General features: G+C 66.5%; 18 protein-coding genes and 1 pseudogene. 9 read left to right on the plus strand and 10 right to left on the minus strand.

The window, feature by feature from the left end; translation table 11 throughout:
• Nucleotides 1-2 precede the first annotated feature (2 nt).
• Genes E0T84_RS28285 through E0T84_RS28310 form a run of 6 tightly spaced genes read right to left on the minus strand, consistent with a single transcriptional unit; the run spans nt 3 to nt 6,307 of the window.
• Entirely contained in the window at nt 3-1,106 is a 1,104-nt protein-coding gene (locus E0T84_RS28285; RefSeq protein ID WP_138746124.1) for an MCE family protein, read from the minus strand.
• Nucleotides 1,103-2,170, minus strand: a complete 1,068-nt coding sequence (locus tag E0T84_RS28290; RefSeq protein ID WP_138746128.1) for an MCE family protein — start codon at nt 2,168-2,170, stop codon at nt 1,103-1,105. The genes E0T84_RS28285 and E0T84_RS28290 overlap by 4 nt, the downstream gene beginning before the upstream one ends.
• Nucleotides 2,171-2,173: 3 nt before the next feature.
• On the minus strand, nt 2,174-3,226 hold the full coding sequence (locus E0T84_RS28295; RefSeq protein ID WP_138746125.1) for an MCE family protein: 1,053 nt from the start codon (nt 3,224-3,226) through the stop codon (nt 2,174-2,176).
• Complete coding sequence (locus E0T84_RS28300) at nt 3,223-4,644, minus strand: MCE family protein (RefSeq protein WP_131823129.1); 1,422 nt, start codon at nt 4,642-4,644, stop codon at nt 3,223-3,225. The genes E0T84_RS28295 and E0T84_RS28300 overlap by 4 nt, the downstream gene beginning before the upstream one ends.
• Nucleotides 4,641-5,498: an ABC transporter permease gene (locus E0T84_RS28305; protein WP_070187053.1), complete on the minus strand. Its 858-nt coding sequence runs from the start codon at nt 5,496-5,498 to the stop codon at nt 4,641-4,643. Before E0T84_RS28305 ends, E0T84_RS28300 begins: the two co-directional genes overlap by 4 nt.
• Nucleotides 5,495-6,307 carry an ABC transporter permease gene (locus tag E0T84_RS28310; RefSeq protein WP_036389232.1) on the minus strand — a complete coding sequence of 271 codons (813 nt, stop codon included), beginning with the start codon at nt 6,305-6,307 and terminating at the stop codon, nt 5,495-5,497. The genes E0T84_RS28305 and E0T84_RS28310 overlap by 4 nt, the downstream gene beginning before the upstream one ends.
• 315 nt (nt 6,308-6,622) lie before the next feature.
• Here E0T84_RS28310 and E0T84_RS28315 point away from each other — a divergent pair, with 315 nt between their 5' ends.
• A complete protein-coding gene (locus tag E0T84_RS28315) occupies nt 6,623-8,407 on the plus strand; it encodes an FAD-dependent oxidoreductase (RefSeq protein WP_070187054.1) in 1,785 nt (594 codons plus the stop codon).
• 65 nt (nt 8,408-8,472) lie between these two features.
• Here E0T84_RS28315 and tnpB read toward each other — a convergent pair whose 3' ends face one another.
• Nucleotides 8,473-9,933 (minus strand): IS607 family element RNA-guided endonuclease TnpB, encoded by a 1,461-nt coding sequence (gene tnpB / locus E0T84_RS28320; protein ID WP_138746126.1) that lies wholly within the window; start codon nt 9,931-9,933, stop codon nt 8,473-8,475.
• Nucleotides 9,926-10,509, minus strand: a pseudogene (locus E0T84_RS28325) (IS607 family transposase). Before E0T84_RS28325 ends, tnpB begins: the two are co-directional and overlap by 8 nt.
• Nucleotides 10,510-10,582: 73 nt before the next feature.
• On the opposite strand from E0T84_RS28325, the gene E0T84_RS28330 reads away from it, so the two are divergent.
• From E0T84_RS28330 to E0T84_RS28340, 3 genes are all read left to right on the plus strand, one after another.
• Nucleotides 10,583-11,515: a GTP-binding protein gene (locus E0T84_RS28330; protein ID WP_070187057.1), complete on the plus strand. Its 933-nt coding sequence runs from the start codon at nt 10,583-10,585 to the stop codon at nt 11,513-11,515.
• 61 nt (nt 11,516-11,576) lie between these two features.
• Nucleotides 11,577-11,858, plus strand: a complete 282-nt coding sequence (locus E0T84_RS28335) for a pyrimidine/purine nucleoside phosphorylase (protein WP_070187058.1) — start codon at nt 11,577-11,579, stop codon at nt 11,856-11,858.
• Nucleotides 11,859-11,992: 134 nt separating this feature from the next.
• Nucleotides 11,993-12,502: a TspO/MBR family protein gene (locus E0T84_RS28340; protein WP_070187059.1), complete on the plus strand. Its 510-nt coding sequence runs from the start codon at nt 11,993-11,995 to the stop codon at nt 12,500-12,502.
• On the opposite strand, the gene menJ is transcribed toward E0T84_RS28340, so the two are convergent.
• Complete coding sequence (gene menJ / locus E0T84_RS28345; RefSeq protein WP_070187060.1) at nt 12,481-13,737, minus strand: menaquinone reductase; 1,257 nt, start codon at nt 13,735-13,737, stop codon at nt 12,481-12,483. The two genes, E0T84_RS28340 and menJ, sit on opposite strands and share 22 nt — an antisense overlap.
• 21 nt (nt 13,738-13,758) lie before the next feature.
• Here menJ and grcC1 point away from each other — a divergent pair, with 21 nt between their 5' ends.
• Both grcC1 and htpX read left to right on the plus strand, forming a co-directional pair.
• The gene (gene grcC1, locus E0T84_RS28350; RefSeq protein WP_171055206.1) at nt 13,759-14,766 is read left to right on the plus strand and encodes a nonaprenyl/(2E,6E)-farnesyl/geranylgeranyl diphosphat synthase; all 1,008 of its coding nucleotides are present in this window, start codon (nt 13,759-13,761) and stop codon (nt 14,764-14,766) included.
• Nucleotides 14,767-14,866: 100 nt separating this feature from the next.
• Nucleotides 14,867-15,742: a zinc metalloprotease HtpX gene (htpX, locus tag E0T84_RS28355; RefSeq protein WP_070187062.1), complete on the plus strand. Its 876-nt coding sequence runs from the start codon at nt 14,867-14,869 to the stop codon at nt 15,740-15,742.
• Between the two features lie 153 nt (nt 15,743-15,895).
• On the opposite strand, the gene E0T84_RS28360 is transcribed toward htpX, so the two are convergent.
• The gene (locus E0T84_RS28360) at nt 15,896-18,058 is read right to left on the minus strand and encodes a bifunctional SulP family inorganic anion transporter/carbonic anhydrase (RefSeq protein ID WP_070187063.1); all 2,163 of its coding nucleotides are present in this window, start codon (nt 18,056-18,058) and stop codon (nt 15,896-15,898) included.
• Between the two features lie 477 nt (nt 18,059-18,535).
• Here E0T84_RS28360 and E0T84_RS28365 point away from each other — a divergent pair, with 477 nt between their 5' ends.
• The 3 genes from E0T84_RS28365 (at nt 18,536) to E0T84_RS28375 (ending at nt 21,270) form a co-directional block, all read left to right on the plus strand.
• Nucleotides 18,536-19,309, plus strand: a complete 774-nt coding sequence (locus E0T84_RS28365) for a response regulator transcription factor (RefSeq protein ID WP_070187064.1) — start codon at nt 18,536-18,538, stop codon at nt 19,307-19,309.
• Between the two features lie 7 nt (nt 19,310-19,316).
• Entirely contained in the window at nt 19,317-20,831 is a 1,515-nt protein-coding gene (locus E0T84_RS28370) for a cell wall metabolism sensor histidine kinase WalK (RefSeq protein WP_070187065.1), read from the plus strand.
• A gap of 118 nt (nt 20,832-20,949) precedes the next feature.
• A complete protein-coding gene (locus E0T84_RS28375; RefSeq protein ID WP_070187066.1) occupies nt 20,950-21,270 on the plus strand; it encodes a hypothetical protein in 321 nt (106 codons plus the stop codon).
• Nucleotides 21,271-21,441: the final 171 nt, after the last annotated feature.

A 21,441-nucleotide genomic window follows, 5' to 3' on the forward strand; every position in this document is an offset into this window, starting at 1 on the left:
GTTCACCTCGGGTACTTCGGGTTCGGCGCCGGGGCGTTGCCGGTCACGGCGGACACGATGCCCAGCGGGTCCGAGCGGCTGATCGGATACGAGATCGGGTTGGTGATCCCGGCACCCACGCACATCGGCAACATGTTGCGGTCACAGAAGTTCTGAGCCGCGGCGAACTGGGTCAGCACCGTGGACACGTTCAGCCGGATCCGGCCGCGTCGGTCCTGGCCGACAGTGTTGGACAGGTTCTGCATCATCAGCGGCACCAGGTCCATGAATTCGGCCAGTTGCGGTTGCTTGGCGGTCAGCACATCGCCGACGGCGTTGAGGTTGGCCGCGATGGTGCCCAGGTCGTCGCCGTGCTGGGCCACGAAGGTGTCGACCTGATCGAGCACGACCTTGAGATCGGCCATCGGCTGGGCGATGTCGACGCCTGTGTCGGCCCAGCTGTCGCCGACCTGGCCGAGTTCGGTGACCATCTGGTTCAGCGACACCTGCCGTTGATCGAATGCGGCCATCAACGTGCTGAGGTTGTCCACCACCGCACCGATGTCCTCGGCTCGGGCGCCCAGCACGCCGCTGGCGGCGCTGAGGTTGCGCATCGCGGAGTTGAACAGCTTGCCCTGATCGCGCCATTGGTCGGCACCGCGGACCAGCACCGCGCCGATGTCACCCTGCTGCGGGCCGATCGCCGAGGTCAATGTGCTCAGGCTGCCCAGCATGCTGTCGAAGGTGATCGGGGAGTGGCTGTGGTCGGCGGGAATGACGTGCCCGTCGGCCAGGGTGGGCCCCGATCCGCTGTAGGCGGGGCCGAGTTCCACACTGCGGTCGCTGATCAGCGCCGGGCTCACCACGTAGGCGTCTGGATCTGCGGGCAGCGCGACGTCGTCGGGCAGGGTCATGGTGACCCGCACCGTGGTGCCCTGCGGCGTCACCGCGGTCACCCGACCGACCGGCACGCCGAGGACGGTGACCTTGCTGCCCGGGTAGATGCCGTTGATGTAGCCGAAGTCGGCGTGCACGGTTCGGGCCCGGTCGGTGCGGCCGAAGACATACCAGCCGCCGGCCGCGACACACAGGGCGACGACGAGCGCCAAGGTAATCCGTCGCTTCATCGGCACTCCCGCTGAACGTTGAGGAAGCACAACAGGTTGTCGGGCATCACCACGGACGGTGAATTGACGTCTGCCCAATTGCCGTTGCCGGTGGCGTTGGTGACGGCACGGATCGCCGGGGGCATCTGCTGCAAGGTCTGGTCGATCTTGTCCACGTTGGCTTTCAAGGTTCCGGTGACCGCGGTGAGGCCGGCGATCAAACTGCTGAAATCGGCCTGCTTCTCGGTGTAGGTCGCGGCCAACTGCCGCATGATCGCGGTGAGGTTGGTGACGATGTCGGTCAGCGCCTGGCGGCGGGCGGCCAACGAGGACACGATGTACTGCGCGTTGGCGGCGGTGTCGGCCAGTGAATCCGTCTGGTGCGACAGCATTTCGGCCATTTGTCGGCTGATCCGCAGGATCTCGTCGATCTTGTCGCCGTTCTCGGCGAAGGCCGAACTGGCGGCGCTGATCCCGGCCAGGGCCTGGCCGAGTTCGGCGCTGTTGCCCGGCATGGTTTCGGCCAGGGTGTTCATCATCGCGGTCAACGGTTGCTGATCGACGTGTTCGGCGGTGTCGGCGGCCTTGCGCCCGACTTCGTCCAGGCTGTAGGGAACGGTGGTGCGCGACAACGGGATAATGCGGGGATCGACCCCGTTGGCTGTGCTGTTTGGCACCCCGGCGGGCATCACGTCGAGAAATCGCTTGCCCAGCACGGTCCGCAGCCGCACCGTCACCGTGGTGCGGTTGCCCAGCGCCTGCGCCTTGTCCAGGCGGAAGCCGACGCGGACCCGGTCGCGGGCCAGGGTCACATCCTCGACCCGCCCGGCCGGCACCCCGGCCACATAGACGGGGTCACCGCCGGTCAGTCCGCTGGCGTTGGCCAGTTCGGCTACATAGGCGTTGGTGCGCACGTGGTACACGGCGCGCGGGATCCCGATCGAGACGACCATGATCGCCACCAGCGTTATGGTGCCGATCATACCCAGCGCCAACGGGATTGACGGGTTGTGTTTGCGCTGATCCTTGACGAAGAGGAAGATCACCGCGCCGACGAAGAGGTCGATCAGCTTGACGAGGAACATCATCTACAAACACACCTCGGAATGTCTGTTGCCGAAGATGTTGGCTTCGTGGCTGCGGATCTTGAGGGTGAAGTTGCACAGGTACAGGCTGACGAACCCGCCGTAGCTGGAGGTGCGGTTGATCGCATCGCCGAACTCCGGCAACCGAGCCAGCAGCGTGGTGAACTGCTCGGTGTTGGGCTGCCAGGCCTGCAGCATGGCATTGAGACTGGTGATGGTGTCTCCGTAGGCGGCACTCGAGTTGTTGACCGTGTTGGCCAGGGTGGCCAGCACGGCATTGCCCTGGTCGATCAGCGTCTCGAACTGCCGGTCACCGGAGGTCACCGCGGCGCTGAGCCGGTTGAGGCCGGTGAGCATCTGCTCCAGCTGCGGCTGACGGGTGTTCATGGTCCGCATCAGCGTCGACATGTTGTCGACCAGCTGGGTGAATATCCCGGCGTTGTTGCTCAAAGACGATGTCATGGCAGCGATCTGGGTGAGCAGTGTCGTCACAGTCTGCGCCTGACCGCTGAACGTCTCGACGAAACCTCGGGTCAAGGTGTTGACCTGGTCGGGCGCCAACGCGTCGAACAGCGGCTTGAACCCGTTGAGCAGCGCGGTCAGGTCCACCGCCGGAGAGGTCTGGGCCAGTGGGATGACCCCGCCGGCGGCCAGCCTGGCCGGTGGTTCGTCGGTGGAGACGTCCATGATGGCCCCGCCCGGGTCGGACAGCGCCACGTAGCGGGCGCCGAGCATGTCGCCGTAACGCACGGCCGCGGTGACGTTGCCGGTCAGGGTGAAATCGGAGTTGACCTCGATGTCGACGTCAGCTCGGCTGGTGCCGTCGGCATTCGGGGCGAACCGGATCGAATCCACCCGGCCGATCCGAATCCCGTTCATGGTCACCGGGTTTCCGACGTTGAGGCCTTCGACGCTGGTGAACTGGGCCTGGTAGGTGACCGTGCTACCGCGCACCGGCACCGACAGGGTGTTCATCACCAGCACCGCGCTGAGCACCCCGGCCGTGCCGAAGGCGCCCAGCTTGGCCCATGACTGCCACCGACCGTTGCGGTTCATGAGACCTGCACCTCCGTGCCGCGCACCAGCGGGCCCAGCATGAGCACCGTGGCGATGTTCGGTTGGGTTGAGGGGGTACCGGCCGGGGGAACCAGTTCGTCCTGCAGCACCGCCAGCGCGTGGGCCTGGCGGTCGGCGTCGACGACGGCGGAGGCCGGTGCGGCCCCTGGAACCGCCTCTGCGGGAAGCGGTTCGGTCGGGATCGGCGCGGCCTGTGGCAGCCCGGGACCCGGCGGCAGGAACGAGTTGGTCGGCATGTGCGGCGCGGGCGGGGTGAACGGCGTGACCGGCAGGTCGGCGGCCGGGCGTGCCAGCACGTCCTCGGGCTGATCGGGAACGCCGCCCGTCGGTGCGGATTCGGCGCAGCGCGCACCCTGGGAGGTGCCGTAGACCGGGCAGTCCTGCATCGAGTAGGGCATCGGCCCGGCGAAGGTCGCCACGGCGGTGATGTTGAACTTGCCCGTCGCGAACACCTTGGCGCCGGCCTCGCCGAATGACTGGGCGCCGGCCAGGGTGTCGACCAGCCCGAGGGGCTGGGCCGCGGTGGTCGCCATGATCTTGCCCGCCGCGTCGACTACGGTGATCAACTGTTCGCGGTGATCGGACAGGAACGCGGTGAGCACCGAGGAGAACCGGGCGAACCCGTCCAGCGCCGAGGCGAACTTCTTCTGGTCGTCGACCATCCGGTTCGACACCGATGTCGCCGCGGACAGCGTCGAGATGATGTCGGGTGTGGCGGTGTTCAGGGAGGCCATCACGTCCCGGAATTGCGGTGTGGTGTCGAGGAATCGGACGAGCGAGGGGGTCAGCACCTGAGCGCTGGCGCTCAGGTTGTCGATCGTGGTGCCCAACTCGGTGCCGCGGTTGCGCAGCGACTGGCTGATCGCGGTGAGGGCGGTCTGCATGCGCTCGGGTTTGATCTGCGAGAACAGTTCGACGATCTTGGTGAACACGTCGTACAGCGCCATCGCGTCGGGGCTGTCATCGATCGCCACGGTGTCGCCGGGTCTGAGCCCCGTTGCCGACCGGTCACCGTGCGGGTCGACGAGTTGCAGGTAGATGTCGCCGAAGAAGGTGCGGGGCACGATGCGGGCGACGGCCGAGGACGGGATGACGCCGAGGCTGTCGGGTTCGATCGCCAACCGGACCCGTGACGTGTGGGTGCCCGATTCGATGTCGGCGATGCGCCCGACGTTGACGCCGTGATAGCGGACCGGGGACCCGCCGGTGATCAGCCCGGCCGACACCGGAACCCCGACGAACACGTCGGCGCTGCGTTCCAGGTGGCCCGACGCCCGCGCCACCAGGACCGCCGCCACTGCCATGGCCACCAGGGACGCGGCCAGGCCGCGCAGCGCCAGTTTCGCCCGGCTGGGTTCCGAAGGCCTGCGGCGTCTGGACCGCCTGAGCCCGTTCACATTCCCATCCCGGGGATCTCGGGGACCAGGCCCCACAGCGCGAAGGTGAGCAGCACGTCGAGGATGCCGACCGCGAGGATCGCGGTGCGCAGTGCGCGGCCTGCGGCCTGCCCCACCCCGGCCGGCCCGCCCGAGGCGAAGTAGCCGTAGGTGCAGTGCACCAGCGCCACCACGATCGCGAACACGATCGCCTTGATCCCGGAGTAGAGCAGGTCCTGCGGGCCGAGGGCCAGGTGGAAGAAGTAGTCATAGGTACCGGGGGAGGCGCCGTTGAAGACCACCACCACGGTGCGGGTGGACAGGTAGCTGGCGAGCAGCCCGATCATGTAGATCGGGATGACGCATACCACCGAGGCCAGCACGCGGGTGCCGACCAGGTAGGGCACCGAGCGCAGCGCCATGGCGTCGATCGCGTCGATCTCGTCGGAGATCCGCATGGCCCCGATCTGGGCGGTGAATCCGGTTCCGACCTTGGCGGCCAAGGCGATTGCCACCACGACGGGCGCCAGTTCGCGGGTGTTGGCGATCGCGGCGAGCATGCCCGAGAGCGTGTTCATCCCGACCAGGTCCAGGCCGCGCTGGGTCTCGACGCCCAGCATCATGGCCGCGGCCAGCGACATGGCGAACACGATGCCGATGGTGCCGCCGCCGGACAGCAGTGAGCTGGTGCCGAAGGTGACCTCACCGATCTGGTTGAGGGTGTGCTTGCGGTAGCGCACCAGGGCGTACGGCAGCGAGCCGAGCACCTTGGCGTAGAACGTGACGTGCTGCCCGGCCACCGCGAGCGCGTCGAAACCGGCCGCCGCGGGACGCGAGATCCGGTGCAGGGCAGTGCTGGTGGCGATCGCGGTCATCGGTAACTGCCCACGGCCGGAACCACCACGGTGTACAGCGCCGACATGGTGGTGTTGAGGATGAAGACCAGGGCGAAGGCCAGCACCACGGCCTCGTTCACGGCGTTGGCCACGCCGCCGGCCCCGCCCTTGGCGTGCAGGCCCTTGAAGGTGGCGACCAGGGTGGCGGTCAGCCCGAACACCGCCGACTTGATGAGTGCCATGACGAAATCCGACACCTGACCGTACTGGCTGAAGGTGGCCAGGAACGTTCCGGCGGGCAGGTGCTGGACGCTGATGTGGTACAGGTAGCAGGCCATCACACCGCCGAAGGTGACGATGGAACACAGGGCCAGCGCCACGATGACGGCGGCGACCAGTCGAGGTGCGACCAGGCGTTCGATCACATCCAGGCCCATCACCTCCATCGCGTCGATCTCCTCGCGGATGGTGCGCGATCCCAGGTCGGTGCAGATCGCCGAGCCCGCGACGCCGGCCATCATCAAGGCGCAGACCAGGGCTGCGGCCTGGCCGACGATGATGAATGCCACCACCGCGCCCGAGTAGCCCCCGGCGCCGATGCGGCCGGCCAGCTCACCGACCGACACCGCGATGAACACGCCGATCGGCATCATCAGCAGCAGGGCTGGCCCGGTGCATACCCGGCCGATGAACAGGGTCTGGGTGACGACCTCGTCGAGTACCAGCCGTCGGCGGATCAGCGCGGTGACGACGCTGACGAGCGCCTGCACCGAGAAGCCGAGCACGTAGCCGCCCTGGACCAGGACGTCCCGTACGGGGCCCTTGGACGCTGGTAGCTCGTAGGTCATCGAGTTCCTTCCGCGCGTGTTGTGGCATGCGCGGGGCCGGCCGGTGACACCGGCTGTGCTGAAGCACCGTTTCGACCCCCCGGTCGCCTGTGGAGCATGTCACATTTGATGACGCCGCCGCAACAATTAAGTGAATGACCATTCTCGAGCGTATGGTTGATGTCAGTGGAGTTCCAGAACGATTCTGTTACCAGGTTTGTGACCCTTCGATCACATTGTTCTGGAGAGGTGCAACTCGGCGTGTCGGATGGGGGACGACGCAGAACCGGGATTAACTTAGCGCCCACTAGGTTGCCGAGCTGAGGTGGTATCGGTATGTCGGGTGGAGTTGGGGAACGTCACATCTCGCGGCGCTCGTTCTTGGCCGGCACGGCCACGGCGGGCGTTGCCGCAGCGGCGCTGAGCACACCGGGGACCGCGCGATCGGCCCCAGGGTCCACCGTCGCGATATTCGGTGCCGGGGTGGCCGGGCTGACCGCCGCGCACGAATTGGCCGAACGCGGATACCGCGTCACGGTGTTCGAACGGAAAGCGTTGGGCGGCAAGGCGCGGTCGATACCCGCGCCGAGCCCGACGGGCAGCCCGCTGCCGGCCGAGCACGGCTTCCGGTTCTTCCCGGGGTTCTATCGCAACGTCACCGACACCATGCGGCGCATCCCTTTTGCCGGCAACACGTTCGGGGTCTGGCAGAACCTGACCCGGGCCACGTCGTACCTGCATTCCGGGCTGGGACGGGCGGATCTGACCATCCCGCTGCCATTTCCGATTCCGACGCTGCCCAATCCGATCACCCCGAAGGCTTTCACCGAGTCGGTGGCCGCGGTGTTCCAGACGTTGTTCCGGCTGCCCCCGCTGGAGGCGGTGTATGCCGCACAGAAGCTCGCGGTCTACGTGACCAGCTGCGACGAACGCAAGCTCGGCCAGTGGGACAACATGACGTGGGAGAAGTACATCGGTGCCGACAAGAAGTCGAAGGAGTACAACCGCTACCTGGCCGACGGCATCATCCGCAACCTGGCCGCCTCGAAATCCAAAGACGCCAGCGCACATTCGATCGGTCTGGTCGGGGAGGCCTCGGTGTGGTCGATCCTGCTGTTGGGCAACGACATCGACAACAAGGGATTCGACCGGGTGCTCAACGGACCCACGAGCCTGCAGTGGCTCGACCCGTGGGTGACCCATCTGCAGTCGATGGGCGTGACGTTCCGGGTCGGGCAGGCGCTGGCCCGGCTGACCCCCAATGGCCGCCACATCGCGTCGGCGACGGTCGTGGACGCCAACGGGGTGGCCCAACCGGTGGTGGCCGACTGGTACATCTCGGCGGTGCCGTGCGAGAAACTCGCGGCGGTGCTCACCCCGGACGTCATCGCCGCCGACCCGAAGCTGGCCTCGGTGGCCGCGCTACGCACCGAGTGGATGAACGGTCTGATGTTCTTTCTGCGGGAACGCGTCGACGTCACCAAGGGCCACGTCAACTATGTCGACTCGGGCTGGGGCATCACCTCCATCAGCGAGGCCCAGTTCTGGAAACGGCCACTGACCTCCTACGGCGACGGAACCGTCAGGGACTGCCTGTCGGCGATCCTCTCGGACTGGAGCACCCCGGGGAATTTCAACGGCCGCAGCGCCCGGGAGTGCACGCCCCCGCAGATCGCGGCCGAGGCCTGGGCGCAGATCAAGGCCCATCTCAACGACACCGGCACGGTGCTGACCGACGCCATGCTGCACTCGTGGTTCCTGGATCCGTCGATCATCGACTCGGGCACGCCCAATGTGCGCAACGACGAGCCGCTGTTCATCCAGGACCCGGGCTCATGGGCGCGTCGACCGGAAGCGACGACCGGGATCGACAACCTGTTCCTGGCCGGCGAGTGGATCAAGACCGACCAGAACGTCACGACGATGGAGGGCGCCAACGAGGGCGGACGCTATGCGGCCAACGGGGTGCTGTTGGCCTCGGGCTACAACGGCCCCAAGGTCAAGATCGTCGAGCTGTTCCAGGCCCCGTGGTGGGGCCCGTTCAAGGCTGCCGACAAGGCGCGCTACCGGGCCCGGCTACCCCACGCGCTCGACATCGTCGACACCCGCTGGCCGACCTGACCTGCTTACTGAAAACAGTTCCCGACAACCGTTGCCGTGTGTGCGAATGTGAGTTCGCTTGTTCATCAGGCAGCCTCGCCTTGCGGTGAGGCGGTCCCCGTCTGATCCACCGTCTGGTGGTGCGGGGTTGACGTTTCATCGCCGGCTGCCTCGCCCGCTGGCGCGGGTTCGGTCTCACGCGTGGCTCCACGTCCTGCCGCCGGGCCACTCCCGGCGGGACCCTGTTCACCCCGAGTGTGGGGTTCGCCGAGTCGGGCGAGGTTGATCGCAGCACCCAGATCACGATCGATCCGCATACCGCAGCCGTCACATTCGAAGATTCGGTCGGCCAGGGTGAGGTTTGGCTTTCGCCTCCCACAGGCGGTGCATGTCTTCGACGACGGAAAATACCGGTCAGCAGCCACCAGAGTGCTGCCGTACCAACGAGTTTTGTAGCCGAGCATGCGCCGGATTTCAGCGAGGGCGGCATCGGCCAGGGCGCGATTCAAACCCCGCTTGCGGGCGCCTCCCTTGGCGCGCATCCCCGCGGCATTCAAGGTTTCGACCACCACCACATCGTGGGACTGGGCCAGTGCGGTGGTGGCATTGTGCAGCACGTCACGGCGCACCGCTGCGACGTGGGCGTGGGTGCGGCCGATGCGGCCCTGGGTGCGCCGCCACCGCTTCGACGGCATCTGCTTGGTCTTGGAAGCAGGGTCATACGGGCCGTGCTGGCGGGCCGCTCGGCGCTGCAGCGCCCGCAACCGGGATTGCGCGGCGCTCAGCGACTTCGGCGCAGCGATACGATCGACTTCAACACCGTCCGGGGTGGCGATGACCAGCAGGGCATCGGTTTTCACCCCGACATCGACACCCACCACCGGATGGGCCGACCGCCGTGCGTGCGCCGGCCGCGTCTTGGCCTCCACAATCACCTGCAGGGCGCAGTGCCAGCGCCCGGCAGAGTCTTGGCGCACGGTGGCCGACAAGATGCGCGCCGACCCCGCCTCAACACGACGGGCCAGCTTGCGGGTCGATTCATGGGTGCGGACCGCACCCAGTCGCGGCAGCCTGACGTGGCGGCGGTCGGCCTCGATCCGGATCACCCCGGTGGTGAACCGCACCGATCGCGGTGCCCGGGAGGTCTTGAACCGGGGGAACCCGACGGCGCGGCCGGCACGCTGGCCGCGTCGCGAGGCCGACCAGGCCTCCAGTCCGCGGGCCAACCCATCCAGGCCGGTGTTGTAGGCCTCCTTCGAGTTCTCGGCCCACCACGGCGCACACCAGGTTTTGCGCAGGTTCCACACCTTGCGCAGCGCCGGCAACGACCACCCCAACCCCGGCGTCAACTCGGCCTCGTCGATGCCGTAGCTACGCTCAGCGTCCCGCTGATCCAGCACGGCCTTCACCAACGCCAACATGTGATTATGCGCGAAACGTGCTGCACCAGCATGAGAAGCCAACGCCCGCAACTGTGTGGGGGTCGGATCCAACGCGAACCGATACGCCTGCGCCGTCCACCCCTGGGGGATCTCGAACCTAGCCACCAGCAACCACCTCGGCCTGTTTGGTGGCGGTCACCGCGCCCATCGCCCGGTTGCGCGCACCGCGGCGGCCATACAGGCGCGCACACATCAAGGTCAGCACCTCGATCATGTCACGCACCAGATCATCGACAGTCTCGCCCGGATCGGCAACGATGATCCTGCGGCCCCGGGGCGGACAACGCCGCTTCGAGGTGCTCCACCCCCAAGCGCGCCAACCGGTCCCGATGCTCCACGACCACCACCCAAGCAGACGGGTCCGACAAAATCCTTCGCAACTTGGGCCGCTTGCCGTTCAAGCCCGACCCCACCTCGCACACCACCTCGCCGACCACAAGACCATTCGAGGTAGCCCAGTCGGTCAATCGTGCAACCTGCCGGTCCAGATCCTGCCGTTGAACATGTGAGGACACCCGCGCATAGACGACTGCGCAACCAGCCTCCCCAGACTCTGGCGCATCGACCCAGATCGTCCCCGACTCCAAGCGGCGAACCGGCACCGGCATCCGGTCCTCACGAAACCACCGGCACGCCGTCTGCGGACGCACACCATTCGCGCGCCCACTCAGACAACTTCACACTCAATGAAACTGACAGTCGATCACATTTACTCACACCACACCGAAACAGTTCGCAACCCTACGATGGCCCGGTGACATCGGTACCTGTGCTGGCGGTCGCCGGTCATCTCGGCGCCGGGAAGACCACGCTGCTCAACCACCTGCTGCGCAACGGCCGCGGCGTCCGCATCGGGGCGCTGGTCAACGACTTCGGCGCGGTCAACATCGACGCCATGCTGGTGGCCGGCCAGGTCGATGCGATGGCCTCGCTGTCCAACGGCTGCATCTGCTGTGCGGTCGACGCCGAAGAGGCGGGCGAGATGCTGGGCAAGCTCGCCGCCGTCAAGCCCCGGCTGGACCTGATCGTGGTGGAGGCCAGTGGCGTGGCCGAGCCGGCCGCGCTGGCCCGCATCATCATCACCGCCGACGATCCGCACTTCCACTACGCCGGCCTGGTCCTGGTCGTCGACGGCCTGCAGCCCGATCTCGTTCACGGGGTGCCGGTCGCCGATCTGGTGGTGCTGAATAAGGCGTCTGCATGTGCCGATGTCGACGGCCTGACCGCCCGCATCCGCGAGCGCAATCCTCGGGTTCCGGTGGTGCCCACCGACTTTGCCCGCATCGATCCCGAGCTGCTGATCGATCCACCGGAGCGTGCGCCGCAGGCCCAGCTGTCATTCGACGAGCTGCTTCGCGACGAGCACGAGCACGATCATCCGGAATACGAGAGCGTCGAGTTCCGCACCGATGACGTGGTGAACCCCCGCCTGTTCATGGAGTTTCTGCGGGATCGGCCCGAGGGGCTTTACCGCGCCAAGGGTTTCGTCGACTTCGGGTCGCAGCGCTTCCTGGTGCAGCTGGTCGGCAGTTCGCTGCGCTTCGAGAAGCGTCGCCAAGCCGGCACCGAGTTGGTGCTGATCGGCACCGGCATGGACACGTCGGCGTTGCTTGCCGGGCTGCAGCGGTGCGCCGGTGCTCCGGCCGACGAGAACGCGATGCTCGGGGTGCTCAAGTATGTGGTGTAGCCCGCGGCGATGGAGTCGGACACCGGTATCCTGACCGCTCACCCGACTTCAAGGAGCCGCATTGTTGAAGGTCAACGAGTACTTCGGTGGCGACGTCGCCTCGATCGGCTTCACCACGCCGGAGGGAGACGCGACCGTGGGCGTCATGGCCGTGGGTGAGTACGAGTTCGGCACCTCCCAACTTGAGATCATGCGGGTGGTCTCGGGTGCGCTGACCGTCAAGCTGCCCGGCAGCCAGGAGTGGGAAACCTTCGCGGCCGGAACGCAATTCACTGTGCCCGCGGACAGCAAGTTTCAGGTGCGCACCGAGGTCGAGACCGCCTATCTGTGCGAATACCGCTGAGCTCGCGCTCCGCCGGCGTCCCGGCGCGCCGCTTTCTGCCTCCGGGCTGTTCCCAGGCGTGAGGCGCAGCCACGTCGTAGAAAGCGACGGGCGGCGACGTGTGCCGACCACCCGATCCGGGTAAGTAGTCACCTATGCGACCGATCACCCTGGCCAAGACGGCCTCTGCGGCATTGACCACTGCGTTCGTCGGCGGGCTGGCCAGCCGCCCCGCCCAGTCCACGTGGTACGAGCGGCTGCGAAAGCCGTCCTTTCAGCCTCCGCGACAAGCGTTTCCGATCGTCTGGCCGATCCTGTACGCCGGCATCGCGGTGGTGTCGGCCCGCACCATCGACCGTTTGCGCGCCGACGGCCAGGCCGACCAGGCTCGCGCTTACACGGCGGCGCTGAGCGCGAACCTCGCCGTCAACGCCGCGTGGTCGTGGGTGTTCTTCTCCCGTCGCCGACTCGGCGCCGCAGCGCTCACGGCCGCGGCGCTGACGGCCAGCAGCGCGGATCTGACCCGCCGCGCGGTACAGGCCCAAGGTGCCCCCGGCGCCATCCTGACGCCATATCCGCTGTGGTGTGCCTTCGCGACGGCGCTGTCCACCCGGATCTGGATGCTCAACCGCGAACAAGCGGATCAGCTGAACGGTTTGCGCTGATCCAGCCTCCGTGACGCCAGCCCCGCGCTCCGCCACACCCGGGCCACCCAGTCGTCGTCCTCTTCGGTGACGAGATTGCCCATCACCCGCACGGCGATGTTCATCAAGAACGACGAGCGCACCGCGATCGGGCCGGAGGCCGGCAGGAACCGGGGCAGGGTGAGCAGCAGTGCCAACCGCCGGGCGATGGAGAAGCCCTGGGCGTAATGGTCCCGCAGCAGCGCGGGCCAGGCCTGCGCATAGTCGCCGGACCCCAGCATCTCGGCCGCCAAGCGGCCGGTCTCCAGCCCGTAGTCGATGCCCTCGCCGTTGAGCGGGTTGATGCACGCCGCCGCGTCGCCGACCAGCATCCAGTTGGGTCCGGCCACCCCGGACACCGCGCCGCCCATCGGCAGCAGCGCCGACAGCGCGGCCCTCGGCTCCCCGGAGAATCCCCATTCCTCGCGGCGCAACTGGGTGTAGTAGGACAGCAGTGGCCGCAGGGCCGCGTGGGCGGGCCGTTTCGCCGTCGCCAGGGCGCCCACCCCGATGTTCACCTCACCGTTGCCCAGCGGGAAGATCCAGCCGTAGCCGGGCAGCACCTGGCCTTCGGGGGAGCGCAGCTCCAGATGCGAGGTGATCCACGGCTCGTCGGCGCGCGGGGTGGTGAGGTAGCCCCGGATGGCGGTGCCGTACACGGTCTCCTTGTGCCACGTACGACCGAGCATGCGGCCCAGGGTGGAGCGGGCCCCGTCGGCCACGATCAGGTGCGTGCAGCCGATGGTGGCGCCGTCGTCCAGCTGCACCGACTCGACGTGACCGCGCGAGTCATGGCTCACCCCAACCACTTTGGCGCCGAGTCGCATCTTCGCGCCGTCGTCGGCGGCGACCGAGCGGATGCGGTCGTCGAGTTCGGTGCGCGGTACCGCGCTTCCGGTTGACGGGAACGACGGCCCGGGCCACCGCACCTCGACGTCGGCACCGAATCCCGACATCCGCAGGCCGTGGTGCCGGATCCGGGTGTCGAGCCAGGGCCCCATGCCGAGTCGTTCCAGCTCGGCGACCGCCCGCGGTGTCAGCCCGTCGCCGCAGGACTTGTCCCTCGGGAACTGCGCCGCATCGATGACCAGCACGTCGCGACCGGCTCGGGCCGCCCACGCGGCGGCCGCCGACCCGGCCGGTCCGGCGCCCACCACGACCACGTCTGCCTGTGTATATCCCCGGGTCGCTGCGCTCCTGCCCGCCGGTGCATCCATGTCCCCCAGTATGTTGGACGAATGAGGACACCAGCGACTGTGGTGGCAGGCGTTGATTTCGGGGACGCGGCGTTCGCCGTCGAAGTCCGAGACAGCGTCGCCAGGATCGAACAACTGATGTCTGACGAGCTGGGCAAAGCCGATGAGCTCATGGCCGAGGCCGTCCAGCATCTGTTCCAGGCCGGCGGAAAACGGTTCCGTCCGTTGTTCACCGTGCTCTCGGCGTCGCTGGGCCCCCGGCCCGGCGATCCGGAGGTCACGATCGCCGGCGCGGTCATCGAGCTGGTGCACCTGGCCACGCTGTACCACGACGACGTGATGGATGAGGCCCAGATGCGGCGGGGGGCGGCCAGCGCCAACGCCCGGTGGGGCAACAACATCGCCATCCTGGCCGGCGACTACTTGTTCGCCACGGCGTCGCGGCTGGTTTCGCTGCTCGGACCGGACGCGGTGCGTGTGATTGCCGACACATTCGCGCAGCTGGTGACCGGACAGATGCGCGAGACTCGCGGCGCGGCCGAGCATGTCGACTCCGTCGACCACTACCTCAAGGTGGTCTACGAGAAGACCGCGTGCCTGATCGCCGCCTCCGGACGGTTCGGGGCGACGTTCTCCGGTGCCGACGCCGACCAGATCGACCGGCTGCACCGGCTGGGCGGGATCGTGGGCACCGCGTTCCAGATCTCCGACGACATCATCGACATCGACAGCGATCCCGATGAATCGGGCAAGGTGCCGGGCACGGACCTGCGCGAGGGTGTGCACACCCTGCCGGTGCTGTACGCGCTGCGCGAGTCCGGCCCCGGTTCCGATCGGTTGCGGGAGTTGCTGGCCGGCCCGGTCGAGCGTGACGAGGACGTCGCCGAGGCACTGGCGTTGCTGCGGCAATCGGCCGGAATGGCACGCGCCAAGGAGACCGTCGCCGAGTACGCGGCACAGGCCCGCGCCGAGCTTGCGGGCCTGCCGGCCGGGCCCGGCCGTGACGCGTTGGCCGCCCTCGTGGACTACACGGTGAACCGCCACGGCTGATTTTCGACGGTGAACCGTCACGGCTGTTCTGGAACCACGGACGGTAACTGAGCGTTTAATCAGCGATGGTTGCCGAGTAGTTGCCTAGGAGGAAACTGCGATGACGTGGAACCCGCACGCGAACCGGATCAAGACATTCTTCCTGCTGGTCGGGATGTCGGCGTTGATCGTCTTCGTCGGTTCGCTGTTCGGCCGCAACGTGATGTATCTGGCGGTCCTGTTCGCCGTGGGCATGAACGCCTACGTGTATTTCAACAGCGACAAGATGGCGCTGCGTGCGATGCATGCCCAGCCGATCACCGAGGTGCAGGCGCCGGAGATCTATCGGATCGTGCGGGAGTTGGCCACCACGGCCCATCAGCCGATGCCACGGCTGTACATCTCCGACACCGCGAACCCGAATGCGTTCGCCACCGGCCGCAATCCACGCAACGCCGCGGTGTGCTGTACCACCGGCATTCTGCAGCTCCTCAACGAGCGTGAGCTGCGTGCGGTTCTCGGGCATGAGCTCTCACACGTCTACAACCGCGACATCCTGATCTCGTGTGTGGCCGGCGCGATGGCATCGGTGATCACCGCTCTGGCCAACATGGCCATGTTCGCCGGAATGTTCGGTGGTAACCGTGAAGGCTCGAATCCTCTTGCCCTGCTCCTGGTTTCACTGCTCGGACCGATAGCGGCCACCGTGGTGCGGATGGCGGTATCCCGCCAGCGGGAATATCAGGCCGACCAGTCCGGTGCCGAATTGACCGGTGATCCACTGGCATTGGCCTCGGCACTGCGCAAGATCTCCGGTGGTGTCGAGGCGGCCCCGCTGCCTCCACAGCCCCAGTTGGCCGATCAGGCGCATCTGATGATCGCCAGCCCGTTCCGCGCCGGCGAGCGTATCGGCAAGCTGTTCTCGACCCACCCGCCGATGGCCGACCGGATCCGTCGCCTGGAGGACATGGCCGGCCGCGGCCCTGGCCACTACTGATCCGTTTCGCCCAACCATCGCTCCTCGCATCTCCCTGCGCAGACACGAGTACCGACGAAACAGCGCGAGCGTGCGTGAACTGCTGCCGACATCTGGTGTGTCGGGCAGCAGACACGCACGCTCGCGCTGCTGGGTGACCTTCGCGGTGGTGGGTTATGCCGCGTCGGCCAGGGTTTCGACGTGGGTCGGCGTCACCCGCAGCACACCGGCGCTGGCGATGTCGTAGAACAGGCCGATCACGTTGACCCGCCGCGCCACCGGGTGCGCCTGCAGGGTCTGTACCTGCACGGCGATGTTGACCATCGACAGCTGATCCACCGTGCCGAAGCCGGCCTCGGCCGCCGAGAGCGCCACCGGGTGACGACCCTCATCGAACGCCTCCAGAGACGTATCGCCGTGCGCCAGCCAGGATTCCAGGTGTTTGTCGCCGACGTCGGTTCCGCCCAGCATCGCGGTCATCGCGCCGCAGCTGGAATGTCCGCACACCACGATCGAGGAGACATCGAGCTTGTCGACCGCGAACGCGATGGCGGCTTCGATCGATTCATCGACCTGGCCCGCCGGGATGATGTTGCCGACGTTGCGAACGGTGAACAGGTCGCCTGGCCCGCTACTGGTGATGACGTTGGGTACCACTCGGGAATCGGCGCAGGTCAGGAACAGTGTTTCCGGATTCTGGCTATCCGTCAGATCCTGCATGTGAGGGCGTAACACCGGGGCGGTGCGTCGATGGTAGGCGGCCAGCCCGTGCAGCACCGACGGGGTGCCCTGCGGCTGCCAGGAATTCCACGGCACCACACCTGAACGCTTGTCGAACGGGGTGAAATTGCGGATCGGAGGTCCAAGCACCGCACTGTCCATCTCTACGGCCCCCAGGTCGTGCAACTCGACATTGTTGCCTGCAGCGCGGTGCTGACGGCACCAGTCCTCGATGGCCTGATGAGCGGCGTGGTCGATGAAATCGACGGATAGTTCCACCGTGGCGTCGGCGTCGGCGGGCACGGTGGCCAGAGTCTTGGTCAGCTTGGGCAGCGATAGGAACGTGCAGGAGCCCTCGATGGTGACCAGCCAATCGTCCTCGCCGGCTGGCTCGGCGTGGATTTTGGTGCGCACCACTCGCCATACCGTCAGCGCGATCGCCAAGACTAGGCCGATCGCCACACCTTCGAGCAGGTTGAGGAATACCACGCTCAAGATGGTGATCAGGTACACCGCCAAATCTCCGGTGAGTCTTGCCGTTTCGATGTGGGCACGATTCACCAGGCGCAGGCCGATCATGATGAGCAGGCCTGCGAGCGCGGCGGTCGGAATCATCTGGGCCAGGCCGGCAAACGGTACGGCGAATGCGAGCACCCACACGCCGTGCATGATGGCCGAGGCCCGGCTGCGGGCCCCGGCAGCCACGTTGGTCGAACTACGCACGATCACACCGGTGACGGGCAGACCGCCGATGGCGCCCGAAACCATGTTGGCCGTGCCCTGGCCGATCATCTCGCGGTCGAAGTTGGTGCGCGGACCGTTGTGCATGCGGTCGACGGACACCGCTGACAGCAGGCTTTCGACACTGGCGATGAGCGCGATGGTCAAGATGCCGCCGGCGAATGCTGCCCAATTGCCGTCAGGCAGGCTGGGCAATGCCAGCGCATCGATTAGCGATTCGTCGATCTGGATGCGGCTGACATCGAACGGTGCCAGCACCGACAGGGCTGTCACACCGACGATCGCCACGAGCGGGGCCGGCACCTTGTTGACCGGGGCGGGAACCCAGCGCCATCCCACCAGGGTGATGATCACCAGCAGGCCCAGCAGCACGGCGGGCCAGTGGGCACTCACCAGCTGAGCGGGCAGCTCAGAGATGTTGGCCCAGGCAGAACTGTTGGAGCTGCCGCCGAGCAGCACGTGCACCTGCTGCAGGGCGATGGTGACGCCGATGCCGGCCAACATTGCGTGCACCACCACCGGGGAGATGGCCAGCGCTGCCCGTGCCACCCGGCTCAGACCGAACAGCACCTGCAGCACGCCCGCGCCCACGGTGATGGCGCAGGTAACGGCCCAGCCGAATTGTGAGATCAGGCCGGCGACCACCACCGTTAGCCCGGCCGCCGGGCCGCTGACCTGCAGCGGGGATCCGCCCAGGGCGCCCACCACGATGCCGCCGACGATGGCGGCGATGATGCCGGCCAGTACCGGTGCCCCCGAGGCCACGGCGATGCCCAGTGACAGGGGCAGGGCGACCAGGAACACCACCAGTGATGCCGGTAGGTCGTATCGCAGAACGGATCTCGCCCGTTCTGCGAGTTGGTTGGTTTGCTGCATGGCGCGCCTCCGTCTGGAATCGGTGATGCGCGGGCTCGCCTCGTTGCGGCCCGCGCAAAGTTATTGACGCCGTTGTCCGGAAACAACTGCGAAAGGTGTTGGAGCGCAGTGCGACACAAGTCGACTTATGGCTCACCTGTAGCTGGGCATTACCCAATTGCTGTGGGCGAGAGTATTTATCGCTGTGAGCAGGCGCAAGGAAGATTCGACCACGCATAGGGAACCCAAATGTTTCGGTGAAGTGACGGTCTCCGCGAATATCCCTGGTGTGCAGGGAGAATCATTCAAGGAATGGCATTGGGCGGCACTTATTGTTCACCTACTCGTTGGAAACTGTATGTATCGCAAGATGTTTGAGCTGGATCACCACAGGTCAGAAACGTGACGTGCATCATAGAAAACTCATAGATATAGCGTTCCCTTAGAAGTCCATATGAACTCCGTGACAACGCTCTGTGTACTCCGCACAATGGAGTCATGACGACGATGTCCGTTTCCCCCCGCGCCCAGCAACCCCGCCAGGCCATCCTCGGACAATTGCCGAAGATTCACCGCACCGACGGATCTGCAATCCGAGTGTTGCTGGTTGACGACGAGCCGGCGCTGACCAACCTCGTCAAGATGGCCCTGCATTACGAGGGCTGGGAAGTCGACGTGGCGCACAACGGCCACGATGCGGTAGCAAAGTTCGACGAGATCGAGCCCGACGTCGTGGTGCTGGACATCATGCTGCCCGACATCGACGGCCTGCAGATTCTGCAACGCGTCCGGGAGGCCGACGGCTACACGCCCACGCTGTTCCTGACCGCCAGGGATTCCGTGTTGGACCGGGTCTCCGGGCTGACCGCCGGCGCCGACGACTACATGACCAAACCGTTCAGCCTCGAGGAGCTGGTGGCCCGGTTGCGGGGGTTGCTGCGCCGGTCGAGCCACACCACGCCCCCGGCCGACGAGACCCTCAAGGTCGGCGACATGGTGCTCGACGGGGCCAGCCGGGAGGTCACCCGGGCCGGTGAGCCGATCAACCTCACGGTGACCGAGTTCGAGTTGTTGCGCTACCTGATGCGCAACCCGCGCCGAGCGTTGAGCCGGGCCGAGATTCTCGACCGGGTGTGGAATTACGGGTTCGGCGGAAAGTCGAGCATCGTCGACCTGTACATCTCCTACCTGCGCAAGAAGGTCGACACTGACCGCGAGCCGATGATCCACACCGTCCGCGGCGTTGGGTACATGCTGCGGCCGGCGTCGTGACGGGCTGATGCCGCCCAGACGCTGGGGGCCGCGCTCGCTGCGCCGGAAACTGGTGCTGGGTGTCAGTGCGATCGTCACGGTGGTGTTGTTCGCGGTCGGCGCGTTGTCGGTATACAGCCTGCACACGTACGTGACGACGATGAGCGATACCGAGGTGTCGCGGTCGTTGGCCGCCTTCAGTCATTCCCACGAGAAATGGCGGGAGAGTCGGGACGAGCACGAGCTCGCGGCGGACACCGAGGCGCTCACGGCGTTCGTCGGGCAGGCCCCGGGCAACCTGATCGCGGTGCTGCACGACGGTGTGGTGATGCAGTCGGCGGTGTTCTCCGACGGTGAGCCGCACCCGGCGCCGGCGGCGGTGACTCGGGCACTCGACCAGTACAACTGGACCGACGAGCGTCCCCGCACGGTGAAGCTTCCGGTGCTGGGCTCCTACCGGTTGGCCAGCCAGCCTGCGGAAAACGGTGAGGTGCTGGTTTCTGGGGTGTCGCTGGACAGCGCCAACCTGGTGATCGCCCGCAAAACGGTGACCGTCGGGGTGATGATCGTCATCGCCCTGATCGTCACCGCCTTGGGCACCGTCGCGGTGGTCCGCTACGCGCTGCGGCCGTTGAGCCGGGTGGCGGCGACTGCGGCCAAGGTGGCGAAACTGCCCTTGGACGGTGGCGATCACCGCATCACGACGCGGGTGCGGGACACCGATACCGATCCGGACACCGAGGTGGGCCTGGTAGGGGAGACGCTCAACCAGCTGCTGGCCAATGTCGACAGCGCGCTCGCTGCGCTGGCCGAGTCCGACCGGCGCACCCGGCAGTTCCTCACCGATGCCAGCCATGAGCTGCGTACCCCGCTGGCCGCGATCCAGGGATATGCCGAGCTGACCCGGCAGGACAGCGCAACTCTGCCGCCCACCACCGAATACGCGCTGGCCCGCATCGAAGCCGAAGCGCGACGGATGACGGGCCTGGTCAGTGACCTGCTGTTGTTGTCGCGGTTGAGTGAGGGGCAGGACCTGGAGACCGACGACATCGACCTGAGCGATCTGGTGGTCGACGCGGTCAATGACGTGGCGGTGGGTGCGCCCGAGCATCACTGGGTGGCCGAGTTGCCCGACGATCCGCTGTGGGTGCGCGGCGATCTGGCCCGGCTGCACCAAGTGGTCAGCAATTTGTTGACAAATGCCCGGATACATACGCCGCCCGGAGTGACCGTTGCAATTGCGCTCACCAAAGGTGATGAATTCGCGGAATTAACGGTTACCGACGACGGGCCGGGAATTGATGCCGAATTGTTGCCAAATCTTTTCGGTAGATTTGTGCGGGCCGATAAATCGCGGTCGCGCGAATTAGGCAGTACCGGGCTGGGGCTGGCCATCGTGGCGTCGATCGTCGAGGCGCACAACGGGACCGTGGCGGTTGCCTCGAAGCCTGGTGAAACAGTGTTTACTGTGCGTATCCCGCTGGCGGGCGAGGCTGCCCCCGACGTGGTCGGCGGGTATTCGAAACATATGAATCCGGCCTGAGTTTCCAATGTGCGGCTATTCATATGCGCCCATTCGTATGCGTTCAACATGAGTCGATGGACCTGGCTGAATTGCGTGCATAGGCTGAAATCAATCAGCAAGGAAGGCAGGTAGTTCAATGGGGAACTCCGTCAGGAATAGCGTCATCGCCGCGATCGGAACCGGTTTGGCCGTAGGTGCGCTGGCGGTGGCCGGACCGGCCGCGGCGGCGCCGGGTGGCGCCGGGTCGGCGCAGCAGACGATCAAGCAATTGGAGGACGAGGGCTACCGCGTCATCCTGTCCCGGGTCGGCAGCGGGTCGATCAGCGACTGCAACGTCAAGGCCGTCCGTCCTGGCCGCGACATCACAGAACTCAAGGCCGCCCCGCGCGGCAACACCGAGGAGCGGGTCCGCTACACCACGGTCTACGTCGACCTCGCCTGCGGCCAGGGTAAGTAGCCCGCCCCGCAGCGGTGGACCACACCAACGCCCCGGGTTAGTGTCAATGCCGCGCAGTTAGCGTGGGTGGCCCGTTGTCAACCGTCGAGGATCTCGATGGTGATGCTGGTTGTGTAGTTGGTGCGGTCGATGGTGCCTTTGGCTCGGTGCTTGGAGATGGCGCGCTTGACG

The sequence above is a fragment of the Mycobacterium sp. DBP42 genome (assembly GCF_005924235.1).
Classification (GTDB): domain Bacteria; phylum Actinomycetota; class Actinomycetes; order Mycobacteriales; family Mycobacteriaceae; genus Mycobacterium; species Mycobacterium syngnathidarum.

What these genes read in the sequence shown, in the direction of transcription:
- E0T84_RS28285 (WP_138746124.1), bottom strand. Translation starts at nt 1,106, where the DNA reads ATGAAGCGACGGATTACCTTGGCGCTCGTCGTCGCCCTGTGTGTCGCG.
- E0T84_RS28290 (WP_138746128.1), bottom strand. Translation starts at nt 2,170, where the DNA reads ATGTTCCTCGTCAAGCTGATCGACCTCTTCGTCGGCGCGGTGATCTTC.
- E0T84_RS28295 (WP_138746125.1), bottom strand. Translation starts at nt 3,226, where the DNA reads ATGAACCGCAACGGTCGGTGGCAGTCATGGGCCAAGCTGGGCGCCTTC.
- E0T84_RS28305 (WP_070187053.1), bottom strand. Translation starts at nt 5,498, where the DNA reads ATGACCGCGATCGCCACCAGCACTGCCCTGCACCGGATCTCGCGTCCC.
- E0T84_RS28310 (WP_036389232.1), bottom strand. Translation starts at nt 6,307, where the DNA reads ATGACCTACGAGCTACCAGCGTCCAAGGGCCCCGTACGGGACGTCCTG.
- E0T84_RS28315 (WP_070187054.1), top strand. Translation starts at nt 6,623, where the DNA reads ATGTCGGGTGGAGTTGGGGAACGTCACATCTCGCGGCGCTCGTTCTTG.
- E0T84_RS28340 (WP_070187059.1), top strand. Translation starts at nt 11,993, where the DNA reads ATGCGACCGATCACCCTGGCCAAGACGGCCTCTGCGGCATTGACCACT.
- menJ (WP_070187060.1), bottom strand. Translation starts at nt 13,737, where the DNA reads ATGGATGCACCGGCGGGCAGGAGCGCAGCGACCCGGGGATATACACAG.
- grcC1 (WP_171055206.1), top strand. Translation starts at nt 13,759, where the DNA reads ATGAGGACACCAGCGACTGTGGTGGCAGGCGTTGATTTCGGGGACGCG.
- htpX (WP_070187062.1), top strand. Translation starts at nt 14,867, where the DNA reads ATGACGTGGAACCCGCACGCGAACCGGATCAAGACATTCTTCCTGCTG.
- E0T84_RS28360 (WP_070187063.1), bottom strand. Translation starts at nt 18,058, where the DNA reads ATGCAGCAAACCAACCAACTCGCAGAACGGGCGAGATCCGTTCTGCGA.
- E0T84_RS28365 (WP_070187064.1), top strand. Translation starts at nt 18,536, where the DNA reads ATGACGACGATGTCCGTTTCCCCCCGCGCCCAGCAACCCCGCCAGGCC.
- E0T84_RS28370 (WP_070187065.1), top strand. Translation starts at nt 19,317, where the DNA reads ATGCCGCCCAGACGCTGGGGGCCGCGCTCGCTGCGCCGGAAACTGGTG.
- E0T84_RS28375 (WP_070187066.1), top strand. Translation starts at nt 20,950, where the DNA reads ATGGGGAACTCCGTCAGGAATAGCGTCATCGCCGCGATCGGAACCGGT.